At 32.5% G+C, this 26,154-nt stretch carries 29 protein-coding genes; 13 read left to right on the top strand and 16 right to left on the bottom strand.

Annotated features, from left to right (window positions below):
* Positions 1 to 81 precede the first annotated feature (81 nt).
* Both N534_RS15095 and N534_RS0109270 read right to left on the bottom strand, forming a co-directional pair.
* Positions 82 to 1,605: a patatin-like phospholipase family protein gene (locus tag N534_RS15095; protein WP_051435887.1), complete on the bottom strand. Its 1,524-nt coding sequence runs from the start codon at positions 1,603 to 1,605 to the stop codon at positions 82 to 84.
* Between the two features lie 38 nt (positions 1,606 to 1,643).
* Positions 1,644 to 2,234 carry a riboflavin synthase gene (locus N534_RS0109270; RefSeq protein ID WP_028892222.1) on the bottom strand — a complete coding sequence of 197 codons (591 nt, stop codon included), beginning with the start codon at positions 2,232 to 2,234 and terminating at the stop codon, positions 1,644 to 1,646.
* A 63-nt stretch (positions 2,235 to 2,297) separates the two neighbouring features.
* On the opposite strand from N534_RS0109270, the gene pdxA reads away from it, so the two are divergent.
* The 6 genes from pdxA to accC all read left to right on the top strand — a co-directional run bounded on the left by pdxA (position 2,298) and on the right by accC (position 7,229).
* On the top strand, positions 2,298 to 3,332 hold the full coding sequence (gene pdxA, locus N534_RS0109265; RefSeq protein ID WP_028892221.1) for a 4-hydroxythreonine-4-phosphate dehydrogenase PdxA: 1,035 nt from the start codon (positions 2,298 to 2,300) through the stop codon (positions 3,330 to 3,332).
* Positions 3,333 to 3,406: 74 nt separating this feature from the next.
* Positions 3,407 to 3,943 carry a DUF177 domain-containing protein gene (locus N534_RS0109260; protein ID WP_028892220.1) on the top strand — a complete coding sequence of 179 codons (537 nt, stop codon included), beginning with the start codon at positions 3,407 to 3,409 and terminating at the stop codon, positions 3,941 to 3,943.
* An 8-nt stretch (positions 3,944 to 3,951) separates the two neighbouring features.
* Entirely contained in the window at positions 3,952 to 4,146 is a 195-nt protein-coding gene (gene rpmF / locus N534_RS0109255) for a 50S ribosomal protein L32 (protein WP_028892219.1), read from the top strand.
* Between the two features lie 150 nt (positions 4,147 to 4,296).
* Positions 4,297 to 5,292: a beta-ketoacyl-ACP synthase III gene (locus N534_RS0109250; protein WP_028892218.1), complete on the top strand. Its 996-nt coding sequence runs from the start codon at positions 4,297 to 4,299 to the stop codon at positions 5,290 to 5,292.
* Positions 5,293 to 5,316: 24 nt separating this feature from the next.
* The gene (gene accB, locus N534_RS0109245) at positions 5,317 to 5,799 is read left to right on the top strand and encodes an acetyl-CoA carboxylase biotin carboxyl carrier protein (protein WP_028892217.1); all 483 of its coding nucleotides are present in this window, start codon (positions 5,317 to 5,319) and stop codon (positions 5,797 to 5,799) included.
* A gap of 89 nt (positions 5,800 to 5,888) precedes the next feature.
* The gene (gene accC / locus N534_RS0109240) at positions 5,889 to 7,229 is read left to right on the top strand and encodes an acetyl-CoA carboxylase biotin carboxylase subunit (protein WP_028892216.1); all 1,341 of its coding nucleotides are present in this window, start codon (positions 5,889 to 5,891) and stop codon (positions 7,227 to 7,229) included.
* Between the two features lie 70 nt (positions 7,230 to 7,299).
* Here the strand turns inward: accC and N534_RS0109235 are convergent, their stop codons facing one another.
* On the bottom strand, positions 7,300 to 8,292 hold the full coding sequence (locus N534_RS0109235; protein ID WP_028892215.1) for a Stealth CR1 domain-containing protein: 993 nt from the start codon (positions 8,290 to 8,292) through the stop codon (positions 7,300 to 7,302).
* A 160-nt stretch (positions 8,293 to 8,452) separates the two neighbouring features.
* On the opposite strand from N534_RS0109235, the gene N534_RS0109230 reads away from it, so the two are divergent.
* Both N534_RS0109230 and N534_RS0109225 read left to right on the top strand, forming a co-directional pair.
* Positions 8,453 to 9,013, top strand: coding sequence for a YeeE/YedE family protein (locus tag N534_RS0109230; RefSeq protein ID WP_028892214.1), 561 nt, complete (start codon positions 8,453 to 8,455; stop codon positions 9,011 to 9,013).
* A 1-nt stretch (position 9,014) separates the two neighbouring features.
* On the top strand, positions 9,015 to 9,428 hold the full coding sequence (locus tag N534_RS0109225) for a DUF6691 family protein (protein ID WP_028892213.1): 414 nt from the start codon (positions 9,015 to 9,017) through the stop codon (positions 9,426 to 9,428).
* Here N534_RS0109225 and N534_RS14665 read toward each other — a convergent pair.
* The 6 genes from N534_RS14665 to N534_RS0109195 all read right to left on the bottom strand — a co-directional run bounded on the left by N534_RS14665 (position 9,425) and on the right by N534_RS0109195 (position 16,347).
* On the bottom strand, positions 9,425 to 10,027 hold the full coding sequence (locus N534_RS14665; RefSeq protein ID WP_051435886.1) for a DUF4230 domain-containing protein: 603 nt from the start codon (positions 10,025 to 10,027) through the stop codon (positions 9,425 to 9,427). The two genes, N534_RS0109225 and N534_RS14665, sit on opposite strands and share 4 nt — an antisense overlap.
* 40 nt (positions 10,028 to 10,067) lie before the next feature.
* The gene (locus tag N534_RS0109215; RefSeq protein WP_028892212.1) at positions 10,068 to 10,664 is read right to left on the bottom strand and encodes a lipoprotein signal peptidase; all 597 of its coding nucleotides are present in this window, start codon (positions 10,662 to 10,664) and stop codon (positions 10,068 to 10,070) included.
* A gap of 132 nt (positions 10,665 to 10,796) precedes the next feature.
* A complete protein-coding gene (locus N534_RS0109210; RefSeq protein WP_156025590.1) occupies positions 10,797 to 11,447 on the bottom strand; it encodes a hypothetical protein in 651 nt (216 codons plus the stop codon).
* A gap of 45 nt (positions 11,448 to 11,492) precedes the next feature.
* Complete coding sequence (locus N534_RS0109205; RefSeq protein ID WP_028892210.1) at positions 11,493 to 11,870, bottom strand: TraR/DksA C4-type zinc finger protein; 378 nt, start codon at positions 11,868 to 11,870, stop codon at positions 11,493 to 11,495.
* Positions 11,871 to 11,874: 4 nt separating this feature from the next.
* Positions 11,875 to 15,465, bottom strand: coding sequence for an isoleucine--tRNA ligase (gene ileS / locus N534_RS0109200; RefSeq protein ID WP_028892209.1), 3,591 nt, complete (start codon positions 15,463 to 15,465; stop codon positions 11,875 to 11,877).
* 123 nt (positions 15,466 to 15,588) lie between these two features.
* On the bottom strand, positions 15,589 to 16,347 hold the full coding sequence (locus N534_RS0109195; protein ID WP_028892208.1) for a TerB family tellurite resistance protein: 759 nt from the start codon (positions 16,345 to 16,347) through the stop codon (positions 15,589 to 15,591).
* Positions 16,348 to 16,461: 114 nt separating this feature from the next.
* On the opposite strand from N534_RS0109195, the gene N534_RS0109190 reads away from it, so the two are divergent.
* The gene (locus tag N534_RS0109190; RefSeq protein ID WP_028892207.1) at positions 16,462 to 16,872 is read left to right on the top strand and encodes a BrxA/BrxB family bacilliredoxin; all 411 of its coding nucleotides are present in this window, start codon (positions 16,462 to 16,464) and stop codon (positions 16,870 to 16,872) included.
* Positions 16,873 to 16,941: 69 nt separating this feature from the next.
* Here the strand turns inward: N534_RS0109190 and N534_RS0109185 are convergent, their stop codons facing one another.
* Together N534_RS0109185 and N534_RS0109180 are read right to left on the bottom strand one after the other, a co-directional pair.
* A complete protein-coding gene (locus N534_RS0109185) occupies positions 16,942 to 17,400 on the bottom strand; it encodes a LexA family transcriptional regulator (protein WP_028892206.1) in 459 nt (152 codons plus the stop codon).
* Between the two features lie 25 nt (positions 17,401 to 17,425).
* Positions 17,426 to 18,682, bottom strand: coding sequence for a Y-family DNA polymerase (locus N534_RS0109180; RefSeq protein WP_028892205.1), 1,257 nt, complete (start codon positions 18,680 to 18,682; stop codon positions 17,426 to 17,428).
* 61 nt (positions 18,683 to 18,743) lie between these two features.
* On the opposite strand from N534_RS0109180, the gene N534_RS0109175 reads away from it, so the two are divergent.
* The 4 genes from N534_RS0109175 to N534_RS0109160 all read left to right on the top strand — a co-directional run bounded on the left by N534_RS0109175 (position 18,744) and on the right by N534_RS0109160 (position 21,851).
* On the top strand, positions 18,744 to 19,205 hold the full coding sequence (locus tag N534_RS0109175) for an Lrp/AsnC ligand binding domain-containing protein (RefSeq protein ID WP_120186168.1): 462 nt from the start codon (positions 18,744 to 18,746) through the stop codon (positions 19,203 to 19,205).
* 8 nt (positions 19,206 to 19,213) lie between these two features.
* Positions 19,214 to 19,795 carry a HupE/UreJ family protein gene (locus N534_RS0109170; RefSeq protein WP_028892203.1) on the top strand — a complete coding sequence of 194 codons (582 nt, stop codon included), beginning with the start codon at positions 19,214 to 19,216 and terminating at the stop codon, positions 19,793 to 19,795.
* A gap of 66 nt (positions 19,796 to 19,861) precedes the next feature.
* A complete protein-coding gene (locus N534_RS0109165; protein ID WP_028892202.1) occupies positions 19,862 to 20,293 on the top strand; it encodes a dCMP deaminase family protein in 432 nt (143 codons plus the stop codon).
* On the top strand, positions 20,280 to 21,851 hold the full coding sequence (locus N534_RS0109160) for a S41 family peptidase (protein WP_028892201.1): 1,572 nt from the start codon (positions 20,280 to 20,282) through the stop codon (positions 21,849 to 21,851). Before N534_RS0109165 ends, N534_RS0109160 begins: the two co-directional genes overlap by 14 nt.
* Positions 21,852 to 21,967: 116 nt before the next feature.
* Here the strand turns inward: N534_RS0109160 and N534_RS0109150 are convergent, their stop codons facing one another.
* The 5 genes from N534_RS0109150 to gmk are packed head-to-tail and all read right to left on the bottom strand — an operon-like array spanning position 21,968 to position 26,154.
* The gene (locus N534_RS0109150; RefSeq protein WP_028892200.1) at positions 21,968 to 22,525 is read right to left on the bottom strand and encodes an MOSC domain-containing protein; all 558 of its coding nucleotides are present in this window, start codon (positions 22,523 to 22,525) and stop codon (positions 21,968 to 21,970) included.
* Positions 22,526 to 22,533: 8 nt separating this feature from the next.
* Positions 22,534 to 24,030, bottom strand: a complete 1,497-nt coding sequence (locus tag N534_RS0109145) for a GH3 auxin-responsive promoter family protein (protein ID WP_028892199.1) — start codon at positions 24,028 to 24,030, stop codon at positions 22,534 to 22,536.
* Positions 24,031 to 24,894 (bottom strand): M23 family metallopeptidase, encoded by an 864-nt coding sequence (locus N534_RS0109140; protein ID WP_028892198.1) that lies wholly within the window; start codon positions 24,892 to 24,894, stop codon positions 24,031 to 24,033. It abuts the gene before it with no gap.
* A gap of 48 nt (positions 24,895 to 24,942) precedes the next feature.
* Entirely contained in the window at positions 24,943 to 25,527 is a 585-nt protein-coding gene (gene nadD, locus N534_RS0109135) for a nicotinate (nicotinamide) nucleotide adenylyltransferase (RefSeq protein WP_028892197.1), read from the bottom strand.
* 27 nt (positions 25,528 to 25,554) lie between these two features.
* The gene (gene gmk, locus N534_RS0109130; protein WP_028892196.1) at positions 25,555 to 26,154 is read right to left on the bottom strand and encodes a guanylate kinase; all 600 of its coding nucleotides are present in this window, start codon (positions 26,152 to 26,154) and stop codon (positions 25,555 to 25,557) included.

Genomic DNA, 26,154 nt, shown 5'->3' with positions numbered 1-26,154 from the left:
TTTATACATTCTCTCAAAGATACGAATATAACCCGTTGATTCCCATGATATTTATCATAAAACAAAAAACCTCATAGAGATCTATAAGGTTTTTTGTTTACGTTGTTCTATTAAAAACTTTGGATTTTCCTGAAACTCTTTCCACAAAAGCATTAGCTCGTTAAAAAGAGACATTTCTTTTACTTGATTTCCATATTGAACAATCATATACGATAATAAATTATAACATGCGGTATATTCACCACAAGCAATAACATTATCTAACATATTTTCTGCTTTATCTTTTTTGGTAAACCATAAAGTTGTTCCAAAAGAAGTACTCTTTCTAGAGTTTTCAATAATAGCAGGACTTATTTCTCCTGTAAATTCAGCTATTTCTTTCCAGTTCTTCTTATTTTCTGGTCTATTTCTTTGATTTCCTAAAACATCTTCACATCGCAATTCATACACGGTAGACGTAACAGTTTTATTGGGAAATGTACTATAAATAGCATTAGCATGTTGCCTTCTATCATTTTTAAGAAAAACCACACTTGCCATACGCATCAAAGATTTTGCTCTGTTTAATACATAAAAGCCTACTCTTCTTGGTGGTAAGTATAATTTTTGATCTATACCTGTTTCCTTTTGCATTAATCTAGATAACGAAAAAAACAAAAAATGAATACAAACTAAAAATGCAAGTATAACCACACTAATTGTATACAACACCCACCACTTTTGCATTCCGAAAAACACCGTAGTTAGTAATATAAATAATAATGTAAAAGCGCTTGAAATATAAGAAACGTACTTATTAAACCTTGAATCTGACGCAAACTTAAACCCTTCACCTGGGTAAGGTGAAGAAACATCACACAAAAAGTACATATCGTGTTCTTCGCCTTTTTCTCCATTTGCTTCCGACACAAACACAGAAGCTCCTTGATTGTCCACAATTCCTCCATCCATCAAACCTATTTCTTCTAAAGCGTCATGTTTAGAACTAAAATCGTACGGAAAACCCATAGGTTCAAATCCACCCGGAAAAGCAGTTGAAGCTGCAATTACATCTCCTAACTTAATATCGTCAATAACATCTTTATACTTCTTATGTACTTTCCCATTTCCAAACCTTTTTCTATTTCCTTTTATATTTTGAAATCTAAACTGATGTGTACTATCAAAATCCGTAGCATTAAAAATGACTCTTTTTAAATGCGTTTCTCCTTCATTAATAGCATCTTGAACCTCACCTAAAGTTCTATGATTTGTAAATTTATTATACTCAATAGCAAAGGCGTTAATCGGGTTTTTTCTTTTATGTTTATTTTCTAGTTGATTCCATATTAAAGGAGATCTTAAATGATCAAGCGCATTACCTGCTAACTCATCTTTGTGCAACCATTGATAATACTCTTCAAAAAATGTTTGAAAATCTTTTCCTTCTAATTGTGATTGTGAATATTTAACTCCCGTAATTGTTCCTCCAGAAACAGTAGAAATTGCTTTTACATTTTCTAGTAACCCAACTTTTTCTAACAAAGACAATGTTCCTAAAGAAAAACAAGCAGCCCTATACCCTCCTCCTGAAAAACACAAGGCAATAGATTTGAATAATTCCATTTCTTAACGCAATTTTTATGTAGTTTTTTAAATTAACACTATTCTCTTAATCCGTAAAGTCTAGCAACATACTTTCCTATAACATCAAACTCTAAGTTTACTTTGCTACCAACTTTAAAATTTTTAAACGTAGTATTCTCAAAGGTATAAGGAATAATTGCCACACTAAATTCATCTTTTTTAGAGTTCACAACCGTTAAGCTCACTCCGTTAATAGTAATAGAACCTTTTTCAATCGTTACATTACTTCCATCAAAGTTATATGAAAATGTAAACACTGTGCTTCCATCAGCATCTTCTATACTTTTACAAACACCTGTTCCATCTACATGTCCTTGAACAATATGTCCATCTAAACGAGCACCTAATTTCATAGCTCTTTCAAGATTTACCTCTTCACCTACTTGTAAATCACCTATATTGGTTTTATCTAGAGTTTCTTTTATTGCTGTAACGGTATATTCATCATTATTAATTGCTACTACTGTTAAACAAACTCCATTATGAGCCACACTTTGATCTATTTTTAACTCGTTGGTAATTGTACTTTGAATTGTAAGGTGTAAATTTTCTTTTTCACGCTCTATTCCTTTAACCGTTCCAAGAGTTTCTATTATTCCGGTAAACATTCTATAAAAATTTAGTTACTTTTGTTAGCATCAAAAATACAACTTTACCTACGAAAGTAAACTATGGATAAAGCAAACAAAATTATTGTTGGAATTTCAGTTGGAGACATCAACGGAATTGGTATCGAAATTATTTTAAAAACTTTTGAAGACAAACGAATGTTAGATTTCTGTACCCCTGTGTTGTTTGCTTCAAACAAACTGATTTCATACCACAAAAAAGCGTTGAATCTTAATAATAGTATCCATGGAATTACTTCAATAGATAAATTAGTTCACGGAAAAGTCAATTTATTGAATGTTTGGAAAGAGGAGGCTAAAATTGATTTAGGTAAAATTACTGAAGAAGGTGGTAAATATGCTTTAAAATCTTTGCAAGGAGCAGTAGCTGCTTTAAAGAAAAATCAAGTTGATGTCTTACTTACCGCTCCTATTAGTAAAGAAAATATTCAATCGGAAGAATTTAACTTTCCAGGTCATACAGAATACTTGGAAGAGAACATAGACGGAAAAAGTTTGATGATTTTAATGACAGATGAATTGCGTATTGGTTTAATAACAGGACATATCCCTGTTTCAAAAGTAGCCGAAACCATTACTCCTGAACTTATTAAATCGAAGGTTGAAATCATGTATAATTCATTAAAGCAAGATTTCAACATCAACAAACCTAAAATTGCCATTTTAGGTTTGAATCCACATTGTGGAGACAACGGAATTATAGGTACTGAAGACGATGAAATTATTCGTCCAACGATTGCAGAAATTAAGGAATCTGGTAAATTAGTTTTTGGTCCGTATGCAGCTGATGGTTTCTTTGGTTCTAAAACTTACGAACAATTTGATGGTGTTTTAGCAATGTATCACGATCAAGGTTTGGCACCTTTTAAAGCTTTATCCTTTGGAAATGGTGTAAATTTCACCGCAGGTTTAGCTAAGGTAAGAACTTCTCCAGATCACGGAACAGGATTTGATATTGCAGGTAAAAATAAAGCAAATGAAACGTCGTTTAAAGAAGCTTTATTTACCTCATTACAAATATTTAAGAACCGAAAAGAGTACCAAGAACTCACTAAAAATGCTTTAAACGTAAAATAGTGCATTTTTTTTACACAAAATATAAAAATAAAAACATTTTTTATATCTTTGCACGCTCAAATTGATAGTTGTAGATGAAAGACTTAAAACAATTCAACATACCTTTTGTAGGTTTAAAAGAAGGAAGTCATTTATTTGAATATCAAATTGACAAAACGTTCTTTGAAGCTTTTCAGTTTGATGAATTTAATGACGTAAACATTAAAACTGATATCACCTTTGTAAAAAAAAGCACTTTATTTGAGCTTAACTTTACTGTAAATGGAACCGTTAATGTTCCTTGTGATGTCACTAATGAATTATTTGACCTACCTATTAATGGTAGTTTAGATTTAGTTGTTAAATTTGGACCTGAGTTTAATGACGAGCACGATGAAATTTTGATCCTTCCACACGAAGCATATCAAATCAATGTTGCACAATATATATATGAATTAATTGTGTTATCGGTTCCAACCAAAAGAGTACACCCAAGTGTAACTGATGGTTCAATGCAGTCAGATGCTTTAAAGAGATTAGAAGAATTAAGAATAAACGAAGAGAAAACTGTTGAAGAAGACTCAACAGACCCAAGATGGGATAAATTAAAGGATTTACTAACAGATAAATAAGACATAAAATGGCACATCCAAAGAGAAAAATATCTAAAACTAGAAGAGACAAAAGAAGAACTCACTATAAAGCTTCTGTTCCTCAAATAGCTGTTGATCCTACAACTGGAGAAGCTCATTTATACCACAGAGCTCACTGGCATGAAGGAAAACTTTATTACAGAGGTCAAGTAGTATTAGAAAGCGCTACTGCTGAGGCTTAAGAACTAGTTTAAAAAATTAAAAAACCCTCTATTTTGAGGGTTTTTTTATGTTTTTACGTCAAAAAGTGTATTTTTTGATGTTTTTTTCTACAAAAAAGTGAAATAATTTTCATTACTTTGAAAACTCGTTTTACTACAAAACAAACAACTATGACTAAAATAACTGCAGCTATATCGGCGGTAGGAAAATATATTCCCGAATACGCTCTAACCAACAAAGAGCTTGAGACTATGGTAGACACCAACGATGAGTGGATTACCAGTAGAACAGGAATCAAAGAACGAAGAATTTTAAAAGGTGAAGGCCTTGGTACTTCTTACATGGCTATTAAAGCAGCCGAAGATTTACTACAAAAATCAAACACAAACCCTGAAGAAATAGACATGGTAATCGTAGCAACCGCTACACCAGATATGCCAGTAGCTTCTACAGCAGCTTATACTGCCTCTAAAATTGGAGCTGTTAATGCTTTTTCATACGATTTACAAGCTGCTTGTTCTAGTTTCTTATATGGTATGTCTACTGCTGCTAGGTATATTGAAAGTGGTCGTTATAAAAAGGTATTATTAATTGGTGCTGATAAAATGTCATCAATTATTGATTATACTGATAGAGCTACTTGTATAATTTTTGGTGACGGTGCAGGTGCTGTTTTATTTGAACCAAATAATGATGGTTTAGGATTACAAGACGAATACTTAAGAAGTGACGGTATTGGTCGTGAATTCTTAAAAATTGATGCTGGTGGATCAATCTTACCTCCATCAGAAGAAACCATAAAAAATAAGCAACACTTTGTTCACCAAGAAGGTAGAACTGTGTTTAAGTTTGCCGTATCAAACATGGCAGATGTTTCTGAAAAAATGTTAACCAGAAACAACTTAACAAAAGAAGACATTCAGTGGTTAGTTCCACATCAAGCTAATAAAAGAATCATCGAAGCTACTGCTAATAGAGTTGGCTTAGAAGATGATAAAGTAATGATGAATATTCACAAGTACGGAAATACTACTTCTGCTACTTTACCGTTATTACTTGCCGACTATGAAAAAGAGTTGAAAAAAGGAGATAATTTAATTTTTGCCGCATTTGGTGGTGGTTTCACTTGGGGAGCTATCTATTTAAAATGGGCATATAACTCATAAACTAAACAACTAAAATTTAGGAAAATGGACATTAAAGAAATTCAAAGTCTTATAAAATTTGTAGCAAAGTCAGGTGCAAGTGAAGTAAAACTAGAAATGGAAGATATTAAAATCACCATTAAAACTGGAGGCGAAGCTGCTGAAACTACTATTATTCAAGCTGCTGCTCCTATGGCTCAAGCTCCTCAAATGATGGCTCAAGCTCCTGTTGCTCAACCAGCAGCACCAGCTGCAGCTGCTCCTGCTAACACTGAAGACGACTCAAAATATGTAACTATAAAATCACCTATCATTGGTACTTTCTATAGAAAGCCTTCTCCAGACAAGCCTAATTTTGCTGAAGTAGGAACTGAAGTAAAAGTTGGTGATACTGTTTGTATTATTGAAGCAATGAAATTATTTAACGAAATTGAATCAGAAGTATCTGGTAAAATCGTAAAAGTATTAGTGGATGATTCTTCTCCTGTAGAATTTGATCAACCATTATTCTTAGTAGACCCATCATAATTTTTGGTTTAGAAGTTTTAAGTTTAGAAGTTTAGTTATGCACTAAACTCTTAAACAGCTAAACCCAATAAACTCATAAACTAAAAGACATGTTTAAAAAGATATTAATTGCCAATAGAGGCGAAATCGCGCTACGTGTAATTAGAACCTGTAAAGAGATGGGTATTAAAACAGTAGCTGTTTACTCTAAAGCAGATGCTGAAAGCTTACACGTACGATTTGCTGACGAAGCGGTTTGTATTGGACCTGCACCAAGTAGCGAATCATACCTAAAAATGGATCGTATCATTGCTGCTGCTGAAATTACAAACGCAGACGGAATTCATCCTGGATACGGTTTCTTAGCTGAAAATGCTAAGTTTTCAAGATTATGTGAAGAACATGATATTAAGTTCATCGGGGCTTCTCCTGAAATGATTGACCGTATGGGAGATAAAGCAAATGCTAAAGCTACCATGAAAGCTGCTGGTGTACCTTGTGTACCAGGTAGTGACGGTGTTATCACCACTTTTGAAGAGTGTGAGAAAATCGCTGTAGAAACAGGATACCCTGTAATGTTAAAAGCTTCTGCTGGAGGTGGAGGTAAAGGAATGCGTGCTGTTTGGAAAGCTGAAGATTTAAGAGACGCTTGGGATTCTGCAAGACAAGAATCTAAAGCAGCTTTTGGAAACGACGATATGTATATGGAGAAGTTAATTGAAGAGCCTCGCCATATCGAAATTCAAGTAGTTGGTGATGCTTACGGTAAAGCTTGTCACTTATCTGAAAGAGATTGTTCAGTACAACGTCGTCACCAAAAATTAACTGAAGAAACTCCTTCTCCATTCATGACAGAAGAATTACGTGATGCTATGGGAGCTGCTGCTGTTAAAGCTGCTGAGTACATTAAATATGAAGGCGCTGGTACTGTTGAGTTCTTAGTAGATAAACACCGTAATTTCTACTTTATGGAAATGAATACTCGTATTCAGGTAGAACACCCTATTACTGAAGAAGTTGTTGATTACGATTTAATTCGTGAGCAAATTTTAGTTGCAGCTGGTGTACCAATTTCTGGTAAAAACTACAAGCCTCAATTACACTCAATTGAATGTAGAATTAATGCAGAAGATCCTTATAATGGATTTAGACCTGCTCCAGGAAAAATAACCTCTTATCATGCTCCAGGTGGTCATGGTGTTCGTATCGATACTCACGTATATGCTGGGTATATGATTCCACCAAACTACGATTCAATGATTTCTAAGTTAATTGTTACTGCACAAACTCGTGAAGAAGCGATTAACAAAATGAAACGTGCATTAGATGAGTATGTTATTGAAGGTGTAAAAACAACTATTCCTTTCCACAGACAATTAATGGATCATCCAGATTATGTAGCTGGTAATTATACCACTAAGTTCATGGAGGATTTTGAAATGGAAAAATAATCATATTAAAAAGCCTAATGTTTTAAAACATTAGGCTTTTTTTAAGTTTTAAAAGGTAAAAATCTACCTTCTATTTTTCAAAACTTGATTTCTCTGGTAAAATACTTTCAAAAGCGTCGTTAATTTCACTCATTACTTTATCATAGTTTCTTATATGTATATTATCGTTTAAACAAACTAATTTATACGATTGCTCTCTTAAAGCTTTAATTGCTTGTTTCGACTTTATAACCAAAGAAAACATCTTAGTATCTTGATACGTATTATATGGTATAAAGTTTGATTTGCATATCTGCCAAGTCTTAAACAATTCTGGCGTATAGTCATTATCACTTCTAAATCTGTGTGTAGACATTCCTGTAAGTTCATTTCCGCAGTGCTTCCAAACATCTTCAAAAGTAGACTTTAAAAAAGGCTGTGCATTGTGTGGAGTACGAAGTGTTACAAACTTATTGTAGTACTTTAATAATTTTGTAATTCTCGCTCTTGAACCATACGAAGGATGAAACCATTTGTCATGATCTCTTTTAAAAACTTCCTTCTTATCAAAATGTTTATTGATAAGTCGTATGTTATTTTTTAACATTTTTTCAAACTGAGAAATACCTGTATTTGTTCTAAAAGTAGCTATATCTTTCGGCAATCCATTTTCGAAAAAACGAGTTTCAGGAACATCGTTAATTATAAAAAAGTCGTCATTAAAATACACAAATTGTTCTGACAAATCAGGAATTTTGTGCATGTAAATTTCAATTAAATTAGAATTAAAAACTGGCAAAAACTCCTCCGGAATATAATCAGAATGACTTACTAAATTAATTTTAGGGTGATTTTCATCTAACCACTCAGGTTTCTGTCCACTAGTTACAAAATGAATTTTTCTTACCCAAGGAGCAAATTTTTCAATACCTCTAAACCAATATTTTAAAAAACCATGATCACGAAAACGTGCTTCTGATTTTTCGTTAACAGAATTATCTATTTTATCAGAAAATTTTGAAAACTCTTTAATCCATTTAGGGTCATCCATATCAACCCAAGTAACCACAAAATCTATTCCCATCTTATACTGAAATTAAGTAAACTTTCTAGAGTTCAAAAGTACTTCTTTTTAAATAAACTCTCTATATTAATAAGAAAATATAGGCTGTGTATTCTTAGTACACAAACATTAAAACAAGAATTATCCTTTATATTTGCACTTTATAAAACAACTGTATTAAATGGATTTTATCTTACAACCATGGCCTTGGTATGTATCTGGCCCTCTTATTTCAATAATACTTTTCTTGTTTTTTTACTTCGGAAAAAATTTTGGGGTATCAACTAACTTAGAAACTATGTGTACCATGGCTGGTGCAGGCAAAATCTCTGATTATTTTAAAAAAGACTGGAAAGAACGTGATTGGGCTATTGTCTTTTTAGTTGGTTTGTTAATTGGAGGCTATATCGCTATTAATTATTTATCTGCTACACCAGGAATTGATTTAAACCCTACCACCGTTAGCGAATTAGCGGAACTAGGTTTTGCTGATGCTGGAAAAGCGTATGTTCCAAGCGAAATTTATAGTATAGAAAACATGTTGACCTTAAAAGGTTTCGCAATTTTATTGGTTGCCGGAATTTTAATTGGTTTTGGAACGCGTTATGCTGATGGCTGTACTTCTGGGCATGCTATTACAGGATTGAGTAGTTTTCAATTACCTTCTTTAATTGCTGTAATTGGTTTTTTTGTGGGTGGTTTAATTATGATTTGGGTACTATTCCCTTTAATATTTGGTTAAGATGAAGAATTTGAAATTTTTAGTTATAGGTATAGTTTTCGGAATTATTTTGTCTAAATCTGAAGCGGTTTCTTGGTATCGTATTTACGAAATGTTCAAATTTCAATCATTTCACATGTATGGAATTATTGGTTCTGCTGTAACTATTTCTGCTGTATTTATGTATTTCTTTAAAAGTGGAAAAATTAAAGACTATTTAGGTAATCAAATCAATATTAAAGAAAAGAAAAAAGGCTTTATTAGAACTTTAGTTGGAGGAACTCTTTTTGGTTTAGGTTGGGCGCTAGCAGGTGCGTGTCCTGCTCCTATTTTTGTTTTAATAGGACACGGAATACTCCCAATGGTTATTGTACTTTTAGGAGCCCTTTTAGGCACTTTTATTTACGGGTTATTAAGTAAGAAATTACCTCATTAATCTTTTAGCAATAACGAGTCAAAGACCCTTGAATTGGTATTATCTACCACTTTCCAATTGTAAATTTTAGAGAGCTGGTAAATTTTAGACAATTCTTCAAATAAACGTGTTTTAGCATCTTTTTGTAGTCGAGATACTGTAATTGTCGATTGAATTTTTTCAATAGCTTTAGCATTCAGCTTATTTAGTTCTTGCTTAGAAAAGGTATTGAACTGGCTCTGCTGTAAATCGAAATATTTAATATCGGGAGAAATAAGAATTTCTTCTTTAGGAATTTTATTGATGATAATTTGTTTACCTACACTATCTATTTGAATTTCTAATTCCGATAAATCATACCCTACTTCAACCTTAGCATTTACTGAGAGCATTGCTTTCTTTTCAAAGGTAACGTATCCATAGAAATACTTTTTTGCATCGGTAAAGCTATACATTTCAGAAAAATTTCCTTCTGAAACCACTAACTTGCTCAAGTTTTGAATTCCGTTTAAAACAACTTGAATTTCTTCTTGTTCATACTTTTCCTCTTTCTTTTCATACCAAAATTTTGCAATTAAAAATCCTAGTACAAAAACAGCAAGGTATTTTAGTAAACGCATCGTTTTCTTTTTCTATAAATATAAAAAAAGTATGTGAGAATTATGAAACCTTCTTAGTTTCTTCTTCCTCTTTGGGAAATGCTTGTTTATTAAATATAAACAATAACGCAACACCAATGGTTATCCAAGAATCTGCTCCGTTAAAAATAGCATTGAAAAACGTGAAGCTTTCCCCTTCATATATTGGGAAATACAACATGTCAACTACCTTTCCATGAAACAATTCTCCGTAAGGATTATCAGAAAAAAGTGTGGCTACATTATGATATGAAGTATCGAAAATTATTCCGTAAAAAACAGAGTCAATAATATTACCTACCGCTCCGGCTAAAATTAACGAAATAGCTATAATTACTGCTGTATGCGATTTTTTCTTAATAGTTTGCCATAACCAATATACAATACCTGTAACGGCAACTACTCTAAATAATGTTAAAAATAGCTTTCCAGCTTTACCTCCGAATTCAAAGCCCCAAGCCATACCGTTATTTTCGGTAAAATGGATTCTGAACCAATCCATACCCAACACCTTGAATTCATATCCTAATTGAAAATGAGTTTTGATATATATTTTACTTATTTGGTCAATTAAAATTGCCAAAACTACGGTAAGTATTGCGATGTGTTTTTTAGACATTATTTCAAATTAATGGAAACAAAAATAAGAAAACTATTCTTATGTTTTTTACAGTTAAATTTCAGAAAAACACACCTAATTTTCTTTCATCATATTGTTCTCTTTTTATTGATTGAAAGTAATGTATTTTTATCAGGTTTTCTTAATTTTTACAGTAATATTAGCGTGAATAGAATTTACAGTAAATGATTTTAAGGAAGGCGGATACTTTTCTTGAAATGGAGAAACTTTCTTTTTGTCATTAACTAAAATTACTCCTTTAGTTGTAGTAAGGCTTAAATCCGTTTTAAATGTATCAGCAAATACATTCCCTTGAAAAAGATATACTTTACTATTTCCTGAAATAGTATTCAGTTTTACATTTCCTCTTTCAATATACACTTCTAAATCTCCTAAATAGCTTTTTGAGGTTACTCCAATCGTTTTACCATGAACTGTGATATGTTTATTTTTTGGAACTTTTATCACTACACGAGCTCTTTCAAGTCTTCTGGTAATGTACTTTCTAAAAACTTTATCTTGTAGTAGAGGAATATTTAGCTCAAAACTTACTTTTAAAATTTCTCCTTTCTCTTTAAAAAGAATGTTATGTGTATGCGGATTTTCATCAAATAGAATTACCTCTAACTCATTATTTTCAGAATTCTCTATAACAATATCATCCAGTCCGTAAGTAAGAACTTCCAATTCATGTGCTGTCATGCTTCTTCTCTGCACTACTTTTTCTTGACTAAAAAGAAGTTGACTACTGACTAGAAATAATAAGAATGTATATTTTTTCATACAAAAAAAGCCTCTAAAAGAGGCTTTATCTATTTTTTTTACGGTTTATTGCTTTCGTTTTGCTTCAATACTTAAGGTAGCATGAGGCACTAACTTTAAACGTTCTTTCTGAATTAATTTACCTGTAACTCTACAAATACCGTACGTTTTATTTTCAATACGAACTAAGGCATTCTTTAAATCACGAATAAACTTTTCTTGACGAATAGCTAGCTGCATATTTGCTTCTTTAGCCATCGTATCCGATCCTTCTTCAAACGACTTAAATTGTGGTGAAGTATCATCGGTACCGTTATCAGATCCGTTTTTATAAGAAGCTTGTAATAATTTTAAGTCTTCTTCTGCTTTTTCAATTTTCTTTAAGATGATTTCTTTAAATTCTTGTAAATCACTATCTGAATATCTTATTTTAACATCATCCATAATGCTATATTTTTTCAATTAACATTCTACTTTTAATGGTATCAAACTCAATTTCTGTACCATTTTTTAAATCATCAACAAAAACTAGTTCGTTTGTTAATGTTTCTGCTTTAATGTAGTTTTCATTTGCCAATACCGATTCTCTTAAATCATCAGCTTGTAAAATGGTTAATTTTATTTTATCGGTTACTTCTAAACCTGTGTCTTTTCGTGCGTTTTGAATTCTGTTTACCAATTCTCTTGCCACACCTTCTTTGCGTAATTCGTCGTTTATTGTAACATCTAAAGCAACGGTTAACCCTTCTGCATTAGCCACCAACCAACCTTCGATATCTTTTGATGAAATCTCTACATCAGCGGTTCCTAAAGTAATCATTTTATTATTAACTTCCACAGAAATTTCTCCTTCTTTTTCTATTTTGAAGATGTCTTCTTGTGTAAAGCTTTGTATTTCATTAGCTATCAACTTCATATCTTTACCAAACTTAGGCCCTAAAGCTTTAAAATTTGGTTTGATTTGTTTTACTAAAATCCCTGAAGCATCGTCTAATAATTCTATCTCCTTAACATTAACTTCTGATTTTATTAAGTCTGCTACTGCTAAAATTTCTTCCTTCTGCGTTGCATCCAATACAGGAATCATAATTTTTTGTAACGGTTGACGTACTTTAATTTTTTCTTTAGCTCTTAAAGATAGTACTAACGAAGATATTGTTTGTGCATTTTCCATTTTTCGCTCTAACGACTTATCTACTAAATCAGCATTATATTTAGGAAACTCTGCTATATGTACGCTTTCAAAACTTTCTTTTCCTGTAGCTTTTATTAAATCTTTATACAAACGATCCATAAAGAAAGGTGCTACTGGAGAACCTAATTTAGCTACCGTTAACATACAAGTGTATAACGTTTGATATGCTGAAATTTTATCTTGCGCATATTCTCCTTTCCAGAAACGTCTTCTACATAAACGTACATACCAGTTACTTAAATGATCTTGTACAAAATCAGAAATAGCTCTAGTTGCCTTGGTTGGTTCGTATTCTGCATAGAATTTATCTACCTTTTGAACTAACGTGTTTAATTCAGATAAAATCCAACGGTCTATCTCCGGTCTTTCATTAATAGCTATTTCAGCTTCACTATAGGTGAAGTTATCAATGTTTGCATATAAAGAGAAGAATGAATAGGTATTATATAAAGTTCCGAAGAACTTACGTTTTACTTCTTCTATTCCTGCTAAATCAAATTTTAAGTTATCCCAAGGATTTGCATTTGATATCATATACCAACGTGTAGCATCTGGACCATATTCTGATAACGTAGTAAACGGATCAACAGCATTTCCTAAACGCTTTGACATTTTTTGTCCGTTCTTATCTAACACCAATCCATTAGACACTACATTTTTATAAGCTACAGAATCAAACACCATAGTTCCAATAGCATGTAAAGTGTAGAACCACCCACGAGTTTGGTCTACTCCCTCTGCAATAAAATTCGCTGGATAACTTTCTTTATTATCAATTAATTCTTTGTTTTCAAATGGGTAATGCCATTGTGCATATGGCATAGAACCAGAATCGAACCATACATCAATTAAATCGCTTTCACGCTTCATTGGTTTTCCTGAGGCAGAAACTAAAATAATTTTATCTACTACATTTTTGTGTAAGTCAATTTTATCATAGTTATCTTCTGACATATTTCCTACTTCAAAATCAGCAAAAATATCTTCAGACATTACGCCAGCATTAACTGACTTTTGAATCTCTTCTTTTAATTCAGCTACAGAACCGATACAGATTTGCTCTGTTCCGTCTTCAGTACGCCAAATTGGTAATGGAATTCCCCAAAAACGAGAACGTGATAAGTTCCAATCATTCGCATTTTTTAACCAGTTACCAAAACGTCCTTCTCCTGTTGATTTTGGCTTCCAGTTAATAGTTTCGTTTAAATCGAACATTTTATCCTTTACATCGGTTACCTTGATAAACCAAGAATCTAATGGATAATATAAAATTGGTTTATCGGTACGCCAACAGTTCGGATAACTGTGCACATATTTTTCAACTTTAAAGGCTTTGTTTTCTCTTTTTAGTTGAATTGCTAATTCTACATCTACCGATTTTTCTGGAGCCTCACCATCTGTATAGTATTCATTCTTTACATATTTACCTGCATATTCTCCCATTTCTGGGCGAAATTTCCCTTGTAAATCTACTAGTGGAACTGGGTTTTCATTTTCATCTAACACCAACATTGGCGGCACTTCTGGAGTTGCTTGTTTTGCAACTAAAGCATCATCAGCACCAAATGTTGGGGCTGTATGTACGATACCTGTACCATCTTCGGTAGTTACAAAATCTCCCGAAATTACTCTAAAAGCATTTTCTGGATTTTGATATGGTAAAGCAAATGGTAATAATTGCTCGTATTTAATACCTACCAAATCGGCTCCTTTAAATTCTTTTACTATTTTATAAGGAATCTTTTTTAGTAGTTTATCTAATGCTGTAAGCTTCCTCATTATTATTTCTTCGGAAGATAGATGAAGATTTGATAAATTGAACGCCCCTTTTTTTGTGAAAAAATCAGTTAATGCATTATCAAACCCTACAGAAAAGTTTTCAATTGCAAATGAAAAACTTTGATCTTCTGAAGAAGGACTATTGGAAACATAATTACTTATTATCTCTAAAGCACTTCCTTTAAAATCATTAACCTCTATAAAATTTTTATCAAATTGCTTCTTGATAAGTTGTTTAGCTAAAATTACTTTTATTGGTTCATCAGTATATTGATTTTTTGTTTCAACTAAAACATAATCAATCTTTGGTCCGACCGTTAATGCTGTATTAGATGAAAGTGTCCATGGTGTAGTTGTCCAAGCTAAAAAGTGTACATCTCCATCAACTTGTAAAAAGTCTGGTAATGTTTCTTTTATCGTTTTAAACTGAGCTACTACTGTAGTATCTGTAACGTTTTGATACGTTCCTGGTTGATTTAACTCATGCGAACTTAATCCTGTTCCAGCTTTTGGTGAATACGGTTGAATTGTGTAGCCCTTGTACAACAAATCTTTATTATAGATTTGTTTTAACAACCACCAAACCGATTCCATATATTTTGGTTTATAGGTAATATATGGATCTTCCATATCTACCCAATATCCCATTTTTTGAGTTAGGTCATTCCAAATATCGGTATAACGCATTACAGCTTTTTTACAAGCTTCGTTGTATTCTTCAACTGTAATTTTTGTTCCGATATCTTCTTTGGTGATTCCTAATTCTTTTTCAACTCCTAATTCTACAGGTAAACCATGCGTATCCCAACCTGCTTTACGCTTAACCTGGTATCCTTTTTGGGTTTTATAACGACAAAAAATATCTTTAATGGCACGTGCCATTACGTGATGAATTCCTGGCAAACCGTTTGCTGAAGGTGGTCCTTCAAAAAACACAAATGGTTCGTTTCCTTCACGTGTAGTAATACTTTTTTCAAAGATGTTGTTTTCTTCCCAATAGTTTAATATTTCTTCTGCTACTTTTGGTAAATCCAATCCTTTGTATTCAGTAAACTTCTTACTCATTTTGTCGGTTTATTAATTGAATGTGCGAAATTACGTATTTTCTTGTAATTGTTGAGTTTGAGATATAAAAAAACGCCTTAAAAAAGGCGTTTTTATTGTGAATTCTATTTTTAAGCAAACAAACTAATTAATTCCTCTTTCCTTTTTAATCTGTTCGTAAGCTGCTTGAATTTTTTGAAACTTTTCGTTTGCTCCATTTTTATGCTCCTCTCCTAAGTTTTGCAACTTGTCTGGATGATGCTTTTTAGCCATTTTTCGATATGCTTTTTTCACCTCGTCATTCGTAGCTTCTTTAGTTATTTCAAGCATTTTATAAGCGCTATCAGATTCATTATAGAACATGGCTTTTATTGATGAATAATCATATTCGTTGATGTATAAGTAACTTGCTATCTTTCTAATCTCTTGCTCTTCATTACCCGTTACTTGTCCATCTGCTTGTGCTATTCCGAATAAAAAATGAACTAATTGTAATCGCGTAGCATGCGACATGTACTGGCGGATTTGCAAACAAACTTGACGTGTTGAAATTTGTTTTTTAATAATTCCGTTAAACAATTTAAATGCATGATTTGCTCGTTCTTTTCCGTACATTTTTACAAAGTACATACGAACATAATCTAACTCTCGTTGGTCTATTTTACCATCCGATTTTATAACTACCGATGCTAATATTAGTAAGCTAATTTCAAAGTCTCCTGATGTAGCTCTTCCTCTTGTTCCTTGATGTTGTCTTTTTTGATACTCTTGTTGTTCTTCTTTAAAATCTTCTACTGAAATCCCATCTATAAAACTACCCACAACAAATCCTACAATAGCCCCAATTGGGCCTCCTAATGTAAAGCCTGCTCCAGCCCCAAGCCATTTTGCAAATTTTCCCATTTATAAAATTTAAAAATGCAAAGATAAAATATTAAGCAACTACAACCATGGCTATTTCAAGTTGATTGTTGCCATGAAAAGCAGTATCTTTGCTTTAAAATTTAATTCAAAAATATGTATCCAGAAGAATTAGTAAAACCAATGCGTGACCAATTAATCAACGCTGGTTTTGAAGCTTTATATACTGCTGAAGATGTTGACAATGCTTTAGCAAAAGAAGGAACTACGTTAGTAATGGTAAACTCAGTTTGTGGATGTGCAGCAGGTACTGCAAGACCAGGAGCTATTGCTTCTTTAGGAGCTGATAAAACTCCTACACATTTAACAACTGTTTTTGCAGGAGTAGAAAAAGAATCTACTGCGAAGGCAAGAGAATATATGATTCCTTTCCCTCCATCATCACCTGCAATTGCCTTATTTAAAGACGGAAATTTAGTACACATGTTAGAGCGTCATCATATTGAAGGACGTTCTGCTGAAGCAATTGCTCAGAACTTAGCGGCTGCTTACGACGAGTTTTGTTAAGACATTCTAGGCATAAACCTTTTGTACTAAAGAACAAAGACAAAAAATCCAGCAAATGCTGGATTTTTTTTATACTTTCTTAATTACATTGGTTACAATTCCCCAAATGATAAAATTATTTTCTTCAGTGATTTTTATAATTGGATAATCTGGGTTTTCAGGTTGTAGCCAAACTTCACTACCTTCAACTCGCAAACGTTTTACGGTAAACTCACCATCTAAAAAACATACTGCTATTTTGTTATTTGTAGGTGGAATACTTCTATCAATCACCAATAAATCATTATCATCCAAACCTGCACCAATCATCGATTGTCCACTTACTCGTGCAAAAAAAGTAGCTTCTTTATTTCTAATAAGTTCTTCATCTAACGAAATACGCGTTTCCCTGAAATCATCAGCAGGTGAAGGAAACCCTGCAGAAATACCTGTATCCATAAAAATAGCTCCTTCACTTTCATTTAACTCTTTTGGTAAGAAAAAAGTCAATGCCTCTGATGCTTTTACTGGCTTTAATTTTCGTAACATCTTATTGTTTGTTATTTAACTAAACTTATTTTACCTTAATAATATCGTTAATATTTGTAGTGTATTTGGGCGATAATCGTTCTTGACGCATCTTCCAAGTACGTTGTAAATCTTGATTGGCTAATTTAATCTTATCTGCTTTATAAGTTTGATTAATTTTATCAATCGCACTCATTAAAGAGGCATGCTTCGGATTTTCGCTTGCAAACATATCTATCTGATAATTATCTGAAGGAACCAATCCTGTTACAATAACTCCTGCTCTTTTATACTTTATTCCTTCTTTAAATATAGTTGTTACCGCTTGTACTGCACTTTTACTTATCGTTAATGTAGAGTTTGTTGGATATGGAAACACAACTGTTTTACTTACTCGATGTTGTTCAGTATCTTTTTTATGATAATCACTTCGTAGCAAAACAATCACCATATGACAACTAGAGTTTTGTTTGCGTAATTTTTCTGCGCAACTTACTGCAAAGGTTGAAATTCTTTCTTTAATATTATCTAAGTCAGAAAATATATATTCAAAACTTCGGGTTGTTGCTATTGCTTTCTTATTAGTAGGTTCATCTAATTCTATTTTAGACTCTCCTTCTAAATCTTTTTTCAACTTCCAGCCTGTTATAGAAAGATTTTTCAATACCCAATTATCATCTAACTGGGTAAAATCATATGCTTTTTTACATCCTTTGGCGAGCAACCTCTTCTGTATACCTCTTCCAATTCCCCAAACACTTTCTATAGGAGTCCACTGTAATGCTTTAATTCTTTTTTCTTCGGAATTTATTACATATACTCCTCCTGTTTCTTTTGGAAATTTACGAGCTATTTTATTGGCTACTTTACTTAACGCTTTTGTTGGTGCAATTCCTACACAGGTTGGAATCCCCGTCCACTTCAATAGTCTTTCTCTAATTTCTTTCCCGTAGGAATTAAAATCATACTCATCAAAACCTTTGAATTGTAAAAAAGCTTCATCAATAGAGTATACTTCTACATCTGGAGAAAATTGTTCTAAAATCTTCATCACCCTAGCACTCATATCACCATATAGTGGATAGTTTGAGGACAGTACCGAGATATTGTTGTTTTTACAGAACTGATCCCACTTAAAAATTGGTGCCCCAAATGGAAGCTGTAACTTTTTTGCTTCATCACTCATTGAAATAACACAACCATCATTATTGCTTAAAATGGCTACTGGTTTTCCTTGCAAATTCGGATTAAAAACCCGTTCGCAAGAAGCATAAAAGTTATTACAATCTACCAACGCATACATAACTGTAAAGGTACAGAATATTAAAAAACGTACTCTAATTAACTTTTTCTATTTTTGTTACATGGCAAAAAAATTGAAAATTGACGGAATAGATAAAATCATTATCAAAAGATTGGTTAATGACGCTAGAACTCCTATTTTAAGTATTGCTCGAGAAGTAGGGATATCTGGCGCTGCGATTCATCAACGGTTACGAAAATTAGATGAATCAGATTTGATCGAAGGTTATAAAATGGTGTTAAACCCCAAAGCTCTAGGCTATACTACTACCGCTTTTGTTGGCGTATTTTTAGATTCTGCCAGTTTATACTCTTCAGCTATTAAACGTTTAAAAGAAATTCCTGAAATTGTAGAAAGCCACTATACCACGGGTAACTATGCTATTTTTATTAAAATACTGTGTAAGAATAATGAAGATTTAATGCACTTGTTAAATAAGGATATTCAAACCATAAAAGGAGTTTCAAGAACCGAAACTTTTATATCTTTAGACCAACAAATAGATCGACAAATAAAAATTTAAAACCCCGAATGAACGATTTTATCTTCTACTTTAAAATGGGCTTGTTTCATGTACTTGATTTTAAAGCCTATGACCACATTTTATTTTTAATCGTATTAGCTGTTGTATATCAATTTAAGCAGTGGACTAAAGTTTTGTGGTTAATTACTTTATTTACTATTGGACACTCAATAACGTTAGCTCTTTCGGCTTACGGGATTTTGAACGTACGAGCAGATTTAATTGAATTTTTAATTCCACTAACCATTTTTATTACTGGATTAATGAATGTATTAACTGCTAAAAAAGCATCGGTAGGAAAAGAAAATCAGAATTTATTTTTTGCTTTATTTTTTGGACTAATTCACGGACTTGGTTTTTCCAACTATTTTAAAATTATGATTGGTAAAACTTCTGATAAGTTTTTACCTTTAGTAGAGTTTGCTTTAGGTGTAGAAGTAGCACAAATTATTATTGTATTAGGTATTTTATTAATCGGAGCTCTAGTACAATCAATCTTTAGTGTAAACCGTCGTGATTGGATTTTAATCATGTCGTCTATCGTTATCGGTTTCGCTTTACAAATGATGTTTGACCGTGTTTTTTGGTAAAAAATTAACGCCTAACCAACTCAAATCTAATTACCTTAGCTTAACTAAGAAAAAATCACACTAAATATTTTGAAAAAAAAACAATTAAAATATGACATTGCCTATTTAAAAATGGCAAAAGAATGGGGACAACTTTCTCACTGTATTCGCAAAAAAGTAGGTGCCTTAATTGTTAAAGATAGAATGATTATTTCTGATGGTTATAATGGCACTCCTTCTGGGTTCGAAAATTTTTGCGAAGATGAAGAAGGCTACACTAAATGGTATGTATTGCATGCCGAAGCCAATGCTATTTTAAAAGTAGCTTCTTCTACACAATCGTGCAAAGGTGCTACCTTGTATATAACTTTATCACCTTGCCAACAATGTAGTAAATTGATACATCAGGCAGGAATAAAACGTGTAGTATATTCACAAGCATACAAAGATCGATCAGGATTGGATTTTTTAGAAAAAGCAGGTGTTGAATTGACATATTTACCAAATGAACAAGAATAATTTACCTATATATTTATCTATCGCAGTGGTTTTCGGTATTCTTATCGGAACTTTTTTTAGCGGTGGAGGCTCAAGCAACTTTATCAATAAAAGCACTTCTAGTGAACGTAAAATAAAACGCTTGATAGATTACATTCAAAGTGATTATGTTGATAATGTAAACACTGACGAACTATTAGATGGTGCCATTGCTGAAATGCTAGGTAAATTAGACCCACACTCTGTATATATTCCAAAGGAAAACTTGCAATTAGTTACCGAAAACATGCAAGGTAATTTTGTTGGAATTGGTGTTCAATTTCGTATGATTGGTGATACTATAACAGTTATTGAACCTATTAAAGGAGGCCCTAGTATTGAAGCTGGTATAAAAGCAGGTGATAGAATTTTACTTGCTGATAAGGATACGCTATACGGAAGAAACCTACAAACTTCCCAAATAATGAAAGCTTTAAAAGGGAAGCCAGATACTAAAGTTGATTTACAGATTTATAGAAAAACCAACGACAGTATTTTTGATATCACTATTAATCGTGGTAAAGTAAATATTAAAAGTGTTGATGTTGCGTATATGCTAAACGATAGTGTTGGTTATATAAAACTAGACCGTTTTGCTCGTAACACTTATGTAGAATTTAAAACCTCTTTAAACAAATTACTTACGAAAGGAATGACCGACTTAGTCTTAGATCTTCGTGGTAACGGTGGTGGTTTTATAGATATTGCTAATGACATTGTAGATGAGTTTTTAGAAGATAAAAAACTTATTGTATTCACTAAAAACAATAAAGGTGATGTTGTTGAGTCTTTTGCTACAAATAAAGGTGATTTTGAACATGGCGGATTGTATGTTCTAATTGACGAAAATTCTGCTTCTGCTTCTGAAATTGTGGCTGGTGCTTTACAGGATAATGATAAAGGAATAATTATCGGGCGTCGTTCCTTCGGTAAAGGATTAGTGCAACAAGAAATGGATTTAGGTGATGGTTCTGCAGTGCGATTAACTACTGCTAGGTATTACACTCCAACAGGACGATCTATTCAAAAACCTTATAAAGCAGAAACTGACTCTGAAGAATACAGTCATGACTTTGAACACCGACTAGAAAACGGTGAGCTTTTCAACAAAGACAGTATCAAAACTGTAGATAGTTTAAAATACACAACTCCTAAAGGAAAAATAGTATACGGCGGTGGTGGAATCATCCCTGATTACTTTGTTGCCGTAGACACCTCTTCTTACATTCCTACAATATTCTTCCGTCCTTTAAATGATTTTGCTTTTTCGTATGTAGACGATAACCGTAAAAAACTAGCCACTATAACGGTAGATGATTTTATTAAAAACTTTGATAAAGACCATAGCATTTCTAATAAATTCCTAGAAGAAATTAAAGATTTCAGACTTTCTGAAAGAACAAAAAATCAACTTCGTAGTAACTTAAAAGTGTTGATAGCTCGCGAACTTTTTAGTGACGAAGGTTTGTATAAGGTGGATCAACAAGACGATAAGATGCTACAAAAAGTGTTTGAGTTAGAACAAAAGCAGAATGAATAAGAAAGCATTAAGAATAATTGGAGCGATTACAGCTATAATTGTAACTTTTGAATTCTTTAGTTTAATTATTAAGAACTTTATACATGGCTGGAATACTCCTGCATAAAAACAATTAACTACATACCTTTTTCTTTCCTTTTTGTCATATAAACTTCTTCAATGGTTGGGTTTTGAGGGCAGCTTTTAATCTGTTCAAACTTATCTCCAACTTTTACAAAACCCGTTTGAAGTATTTTAAAATAGACTCCTGGTAAGTTTTGTTGCCAAAACTGTTTTACAATTTTCATGTTATTAAAACGTACACCAAGTTTCATACATGGTTGACGCGGCTTCGTAACTTCAATAATAACTTCTCCCACTTTAAAAGTATCTCCTACATGCAATTGACTTTCTTCTAAATCCGAAACAGTCAAGTTTTCACCAAACATTCCAAGTTCCCAATCTAAATTAGGGTATAACTCTTTCCAATATGCATAATGTTTTTCTGAATATGCATACACTGCTTGGTCTATTCCTCCATGATACTTTCTATCACAAATAGCATCATCTTTTACTTTTTCAACATCTAAAAAAATAGGAGTTTCAACAGGGAATTTAAAAATTCCTGTCGTCACGATTTTTCCTTTCCAATCAATTTCTTTTCTTTCTCCTATGTTAGTAGCTACAATTTTCATTTTATTTTTTATTCAACTAAGAAGTTCTGTAATACATTCGCTATTTTTCTATTATCTGATAGCTGTGGGATTTTATTCTGACCTCCAAACTTCCCTATGGATTTCATATACTCATGAAAACCTCCTTTTTTCACTTTTCTAATGATAAGAGGGCGTAAAATTTTACCTTCAATTAAATCGAAGTAATATACATTTTGCTCTTGCATAGAAGCATCAATCTTAGATGCTAACTCATCCAAATTCTCAGGTTCATTTTCAAACTCAATAAACCACTCATGATATGGTAGTCCACTTTCTGGATTTACTTGCGGGGCTACTGTAAACTCACTTACGTTAACATCTGTTCCTTTTATAGCATCATTTAATGCTTTTTCAACCTCTTTTCCTATTACATGCTCCCCAAAAGCAGAAATAAAGTGTTTTATACGTCCTGTTACTTTAATTCTATAAGGCTTTAAAGAAGTGAACTCTACAGTATCACCAATATTATACCCCCATAAACCAGCAGAAGTGTTTAATATAATCACATAGTTTACTCCTAACTGAACATCTTTTAACGATATTCTTGTTGGGTTCTCATCAAAAAATTCATTTGCTGGAATAAATTCATAAAACATTCCTGAATTTAATTGTAGCAACATACCTTTTTCGGTTTGCGAATCTTGATATGCAATAAATCCTTCAGAAGCAGGATATAACTCTACATAATCTATTTTTTTTCCTATCAACGCTTCAAACTTATTCTTGTAAGGCTCGAAATTTACTCCACCATACACGAAAAAATTAAAGTTTGGAAAGAGTTCAGAAACATTCTTACCTGTTTTCTCCTTTAAGCGTTCAAAATACATTTGTACCCACGACGGAATTCCGCTTATCACCGTCATATTCTCTGGCAACGTTTCTTCAACTACTTTATCTACTTTGGTATCCCAATCTTCAATACAGTTGGTTTCCCAACTCGGTAAACGGTTTTTTAAGAGGTAATTTGGAACATAATGTGCTGCTATTCCACTTAAACGCCCTAATTTCACTCCGTTTTTATCTTCTAAAACTGGACTTCCTTGTAAAAAAATCATCTTTCCATCAACAAAACTAGCGTCATTTGTTTCTGCTATGTAAAATAACAAAGCGTTGCGTGCTGCAGAAATATGTGTTGGCATGGATTCTTTACTTATCGGTATATATTTCGCTCCCGAAGTTGTTCCTGAAGTTTTAGCAAAATACAATGGTTTTCCTTTCCACAAAACATTTTCTTCTCCTTCAACCACTCTATCTACATAAGAACGTAATCCTTCATAATCATTAATAGGAACACGTTTTTTAAAATCTTCATAATTATTGATTGACACAAAATCATGATCTTTCCCAAAAGCTGTTTTACATCCTTCTGCAACTAAATACTGAAATACTTTTTCTTGTGTTTTATGCGGATTATTTGCCCATTTGTACACTTGCTTTCGTACAATTTTCGCGAAAGGAATTGCTAATACTGATTTTATACTCATCTACTGAAAATCTATATAATTTGTTGGATTTACTGGAAATCCATTATTCCATAATTCAAAATGCAAATGTGGCCCAGTAGTTAACTCTCCTGTTGATCCTACACTTGCAATAGCCTCTCCTGATTTTACTACATCACCTTGCTCCTTTAACAAGGTTCCGTTATGCTTATACACAGAAATAAATTCATTAGGGTGTTGAATTGTTATCACATATCCTGTTTCTGCTGTCCATTCAGCTAAAATTACAGTTCCGTCTGCAACAGCTTTTACAGGTGTACCTGTTTGTGCCACGATATCAATTGCATAATGCTTTTCATTCAAATCAAAAGGCTGAGAAATAGTACCTGTTAAAGGCGAAAAGAATACGTTTTTAATTCTGTTCTCTCCTCCTTCATACAATGGGAAAAGATCTTTATTATCTATCTTTTCTCTAAAAAGTGAATCTTGTTTTGTGGCCTGTAGCTTACTTTCATCAACAACGATTGTTTGCATTTCGGTTGTTATAGAGTCTATTTTTTCAGGTTCAATATCACCCGTTAACACTGGTTTTAATGCTTTAGTATAACTTTCTATAACTGCCAACCTATTTCTTAAAGAATCGGCTTCATAAGTTAACCTAGTAGCTTTCTTTTTTAATGCTGTAGAAGAGTAACCTGGTATATACTCTCGTATTCCTGTAAATGCAATTAATAGCGTTGTTAAAACTATAAGAAGTATTGAAAACACTCCGCTAAAAACAAATACATTTAACCTTGATAATTTTAAAGAAAATCGTTCTTGAAATGTATCTTCATTTAAAATTACCAGCCTGTACTTATCTGTAAGCTTCTGTTTAAGCTTTCTTTTTTTCTTGTTTTTTGACACGTTTTATACTTGTTTGGGATTCAAATATACAACGAAAAAGTGGCGAAACTATTTTTTATAAAAGTTCATCTCATCTATATACTTCCAAACTTTAAAAGGAAGTAAAGGTTTACAGTTTTTTTCTTCTTTTATTGCATTTCGTATCATGGTTGAAGAGACTTCTACTATTGGAGCATCAACCCTATGAATTTTCTTATGATTCTTAAACTGATTTTCTACAATTCCTTCAGAAACTCTAGGATACACATATATATTATAATCTTCTAAAATAGCCTCATAGTTTTTCCACTTATGCAAGCTTTTCAAATTATCTTCACCCATAATCAAACTAAATGTGTAATTTGGATGCTTTTCAGAAATATGCGCTAACGTATTGATTGTATAATTTGGTTGAGGAAGCCTAAACTCTATATCTGACGGTTGAATTTTCTCATATTCTTCAGTAGCCAAATACACCATATCTAAACGATGATGATTATCTAACAGAGAATTTTTCTTTTTAAATGGATTGTGAGGTGTTACCACCATCCAAATTTCATCTAAATCAGAATACTCAACCATATGATTGGCTATAATTAAGTGCCCTATATGAATTGGATTAAAAGTTCCGAAGTATAATCCGATATTTTTCATATTTATAGATACTAGACTTGTTCTTTATCAGTTTTTCACTTTCTTTTCTATTCCTAAAAAATCATCTACTAAATCTTCCGCTTCTTGTAAAGCTACAGGTAAATCGTAGTTTTTGATGATTTTATCAAATTGTGGTGCTGTTGCTAATTCTACCGAAGCTTTAGCAATACGCATGTTAATTTTATCTTCGCTTTCGGTACTTCTTTTCTTCAAACGAATTTTCAATTCATCAACACTAGGTGGTTTTACAAAAACAGCTAAAGTCTCCTCAGGAAACTTCTTTTTAATACGTAATCCTCCAACAACATCAATATCAAAAATTACATGTTTTCCTTGTGCCCAAATTCGTTCAACTTCAGTTTTTAACGTTCCATAAAAGTTATCACGATATACTTCTTCCCACTCTAAAAACTCGTCGTTTTTTATTTTCTGCTTGAACTCTTTTGCTGATATAAAATAATAATCTTTCCCATCAACTTCTTCTCCTCTTGGTTCTCTAGATGTAGCAGAGATAGAAAACTCCAAATTAAAACGTTCTTGCGCCAATAAATGACGTACAATAGTGGTTTTACCTGAACCTGATGGTGCTGAAAACACAAATAATTTCCCTTTAAATTCTTCCGACAT

The sequence above is a fragment of the Tenacibaculum sp. 47A_GOM-205m genome (assembly GCF_000518405.1).
Taxonomy (GTDB): Bacteria; Bacteroidota; Bacteroidia; order Flavobacteriales; family Flavobacteriaceae; genus Polaribacter; species Polaribacter lutimaris.
Note: the sequence above shows the minus strand (reverse complement) of the source record. Positions and strands in the feature narration are given on the sequence as shown.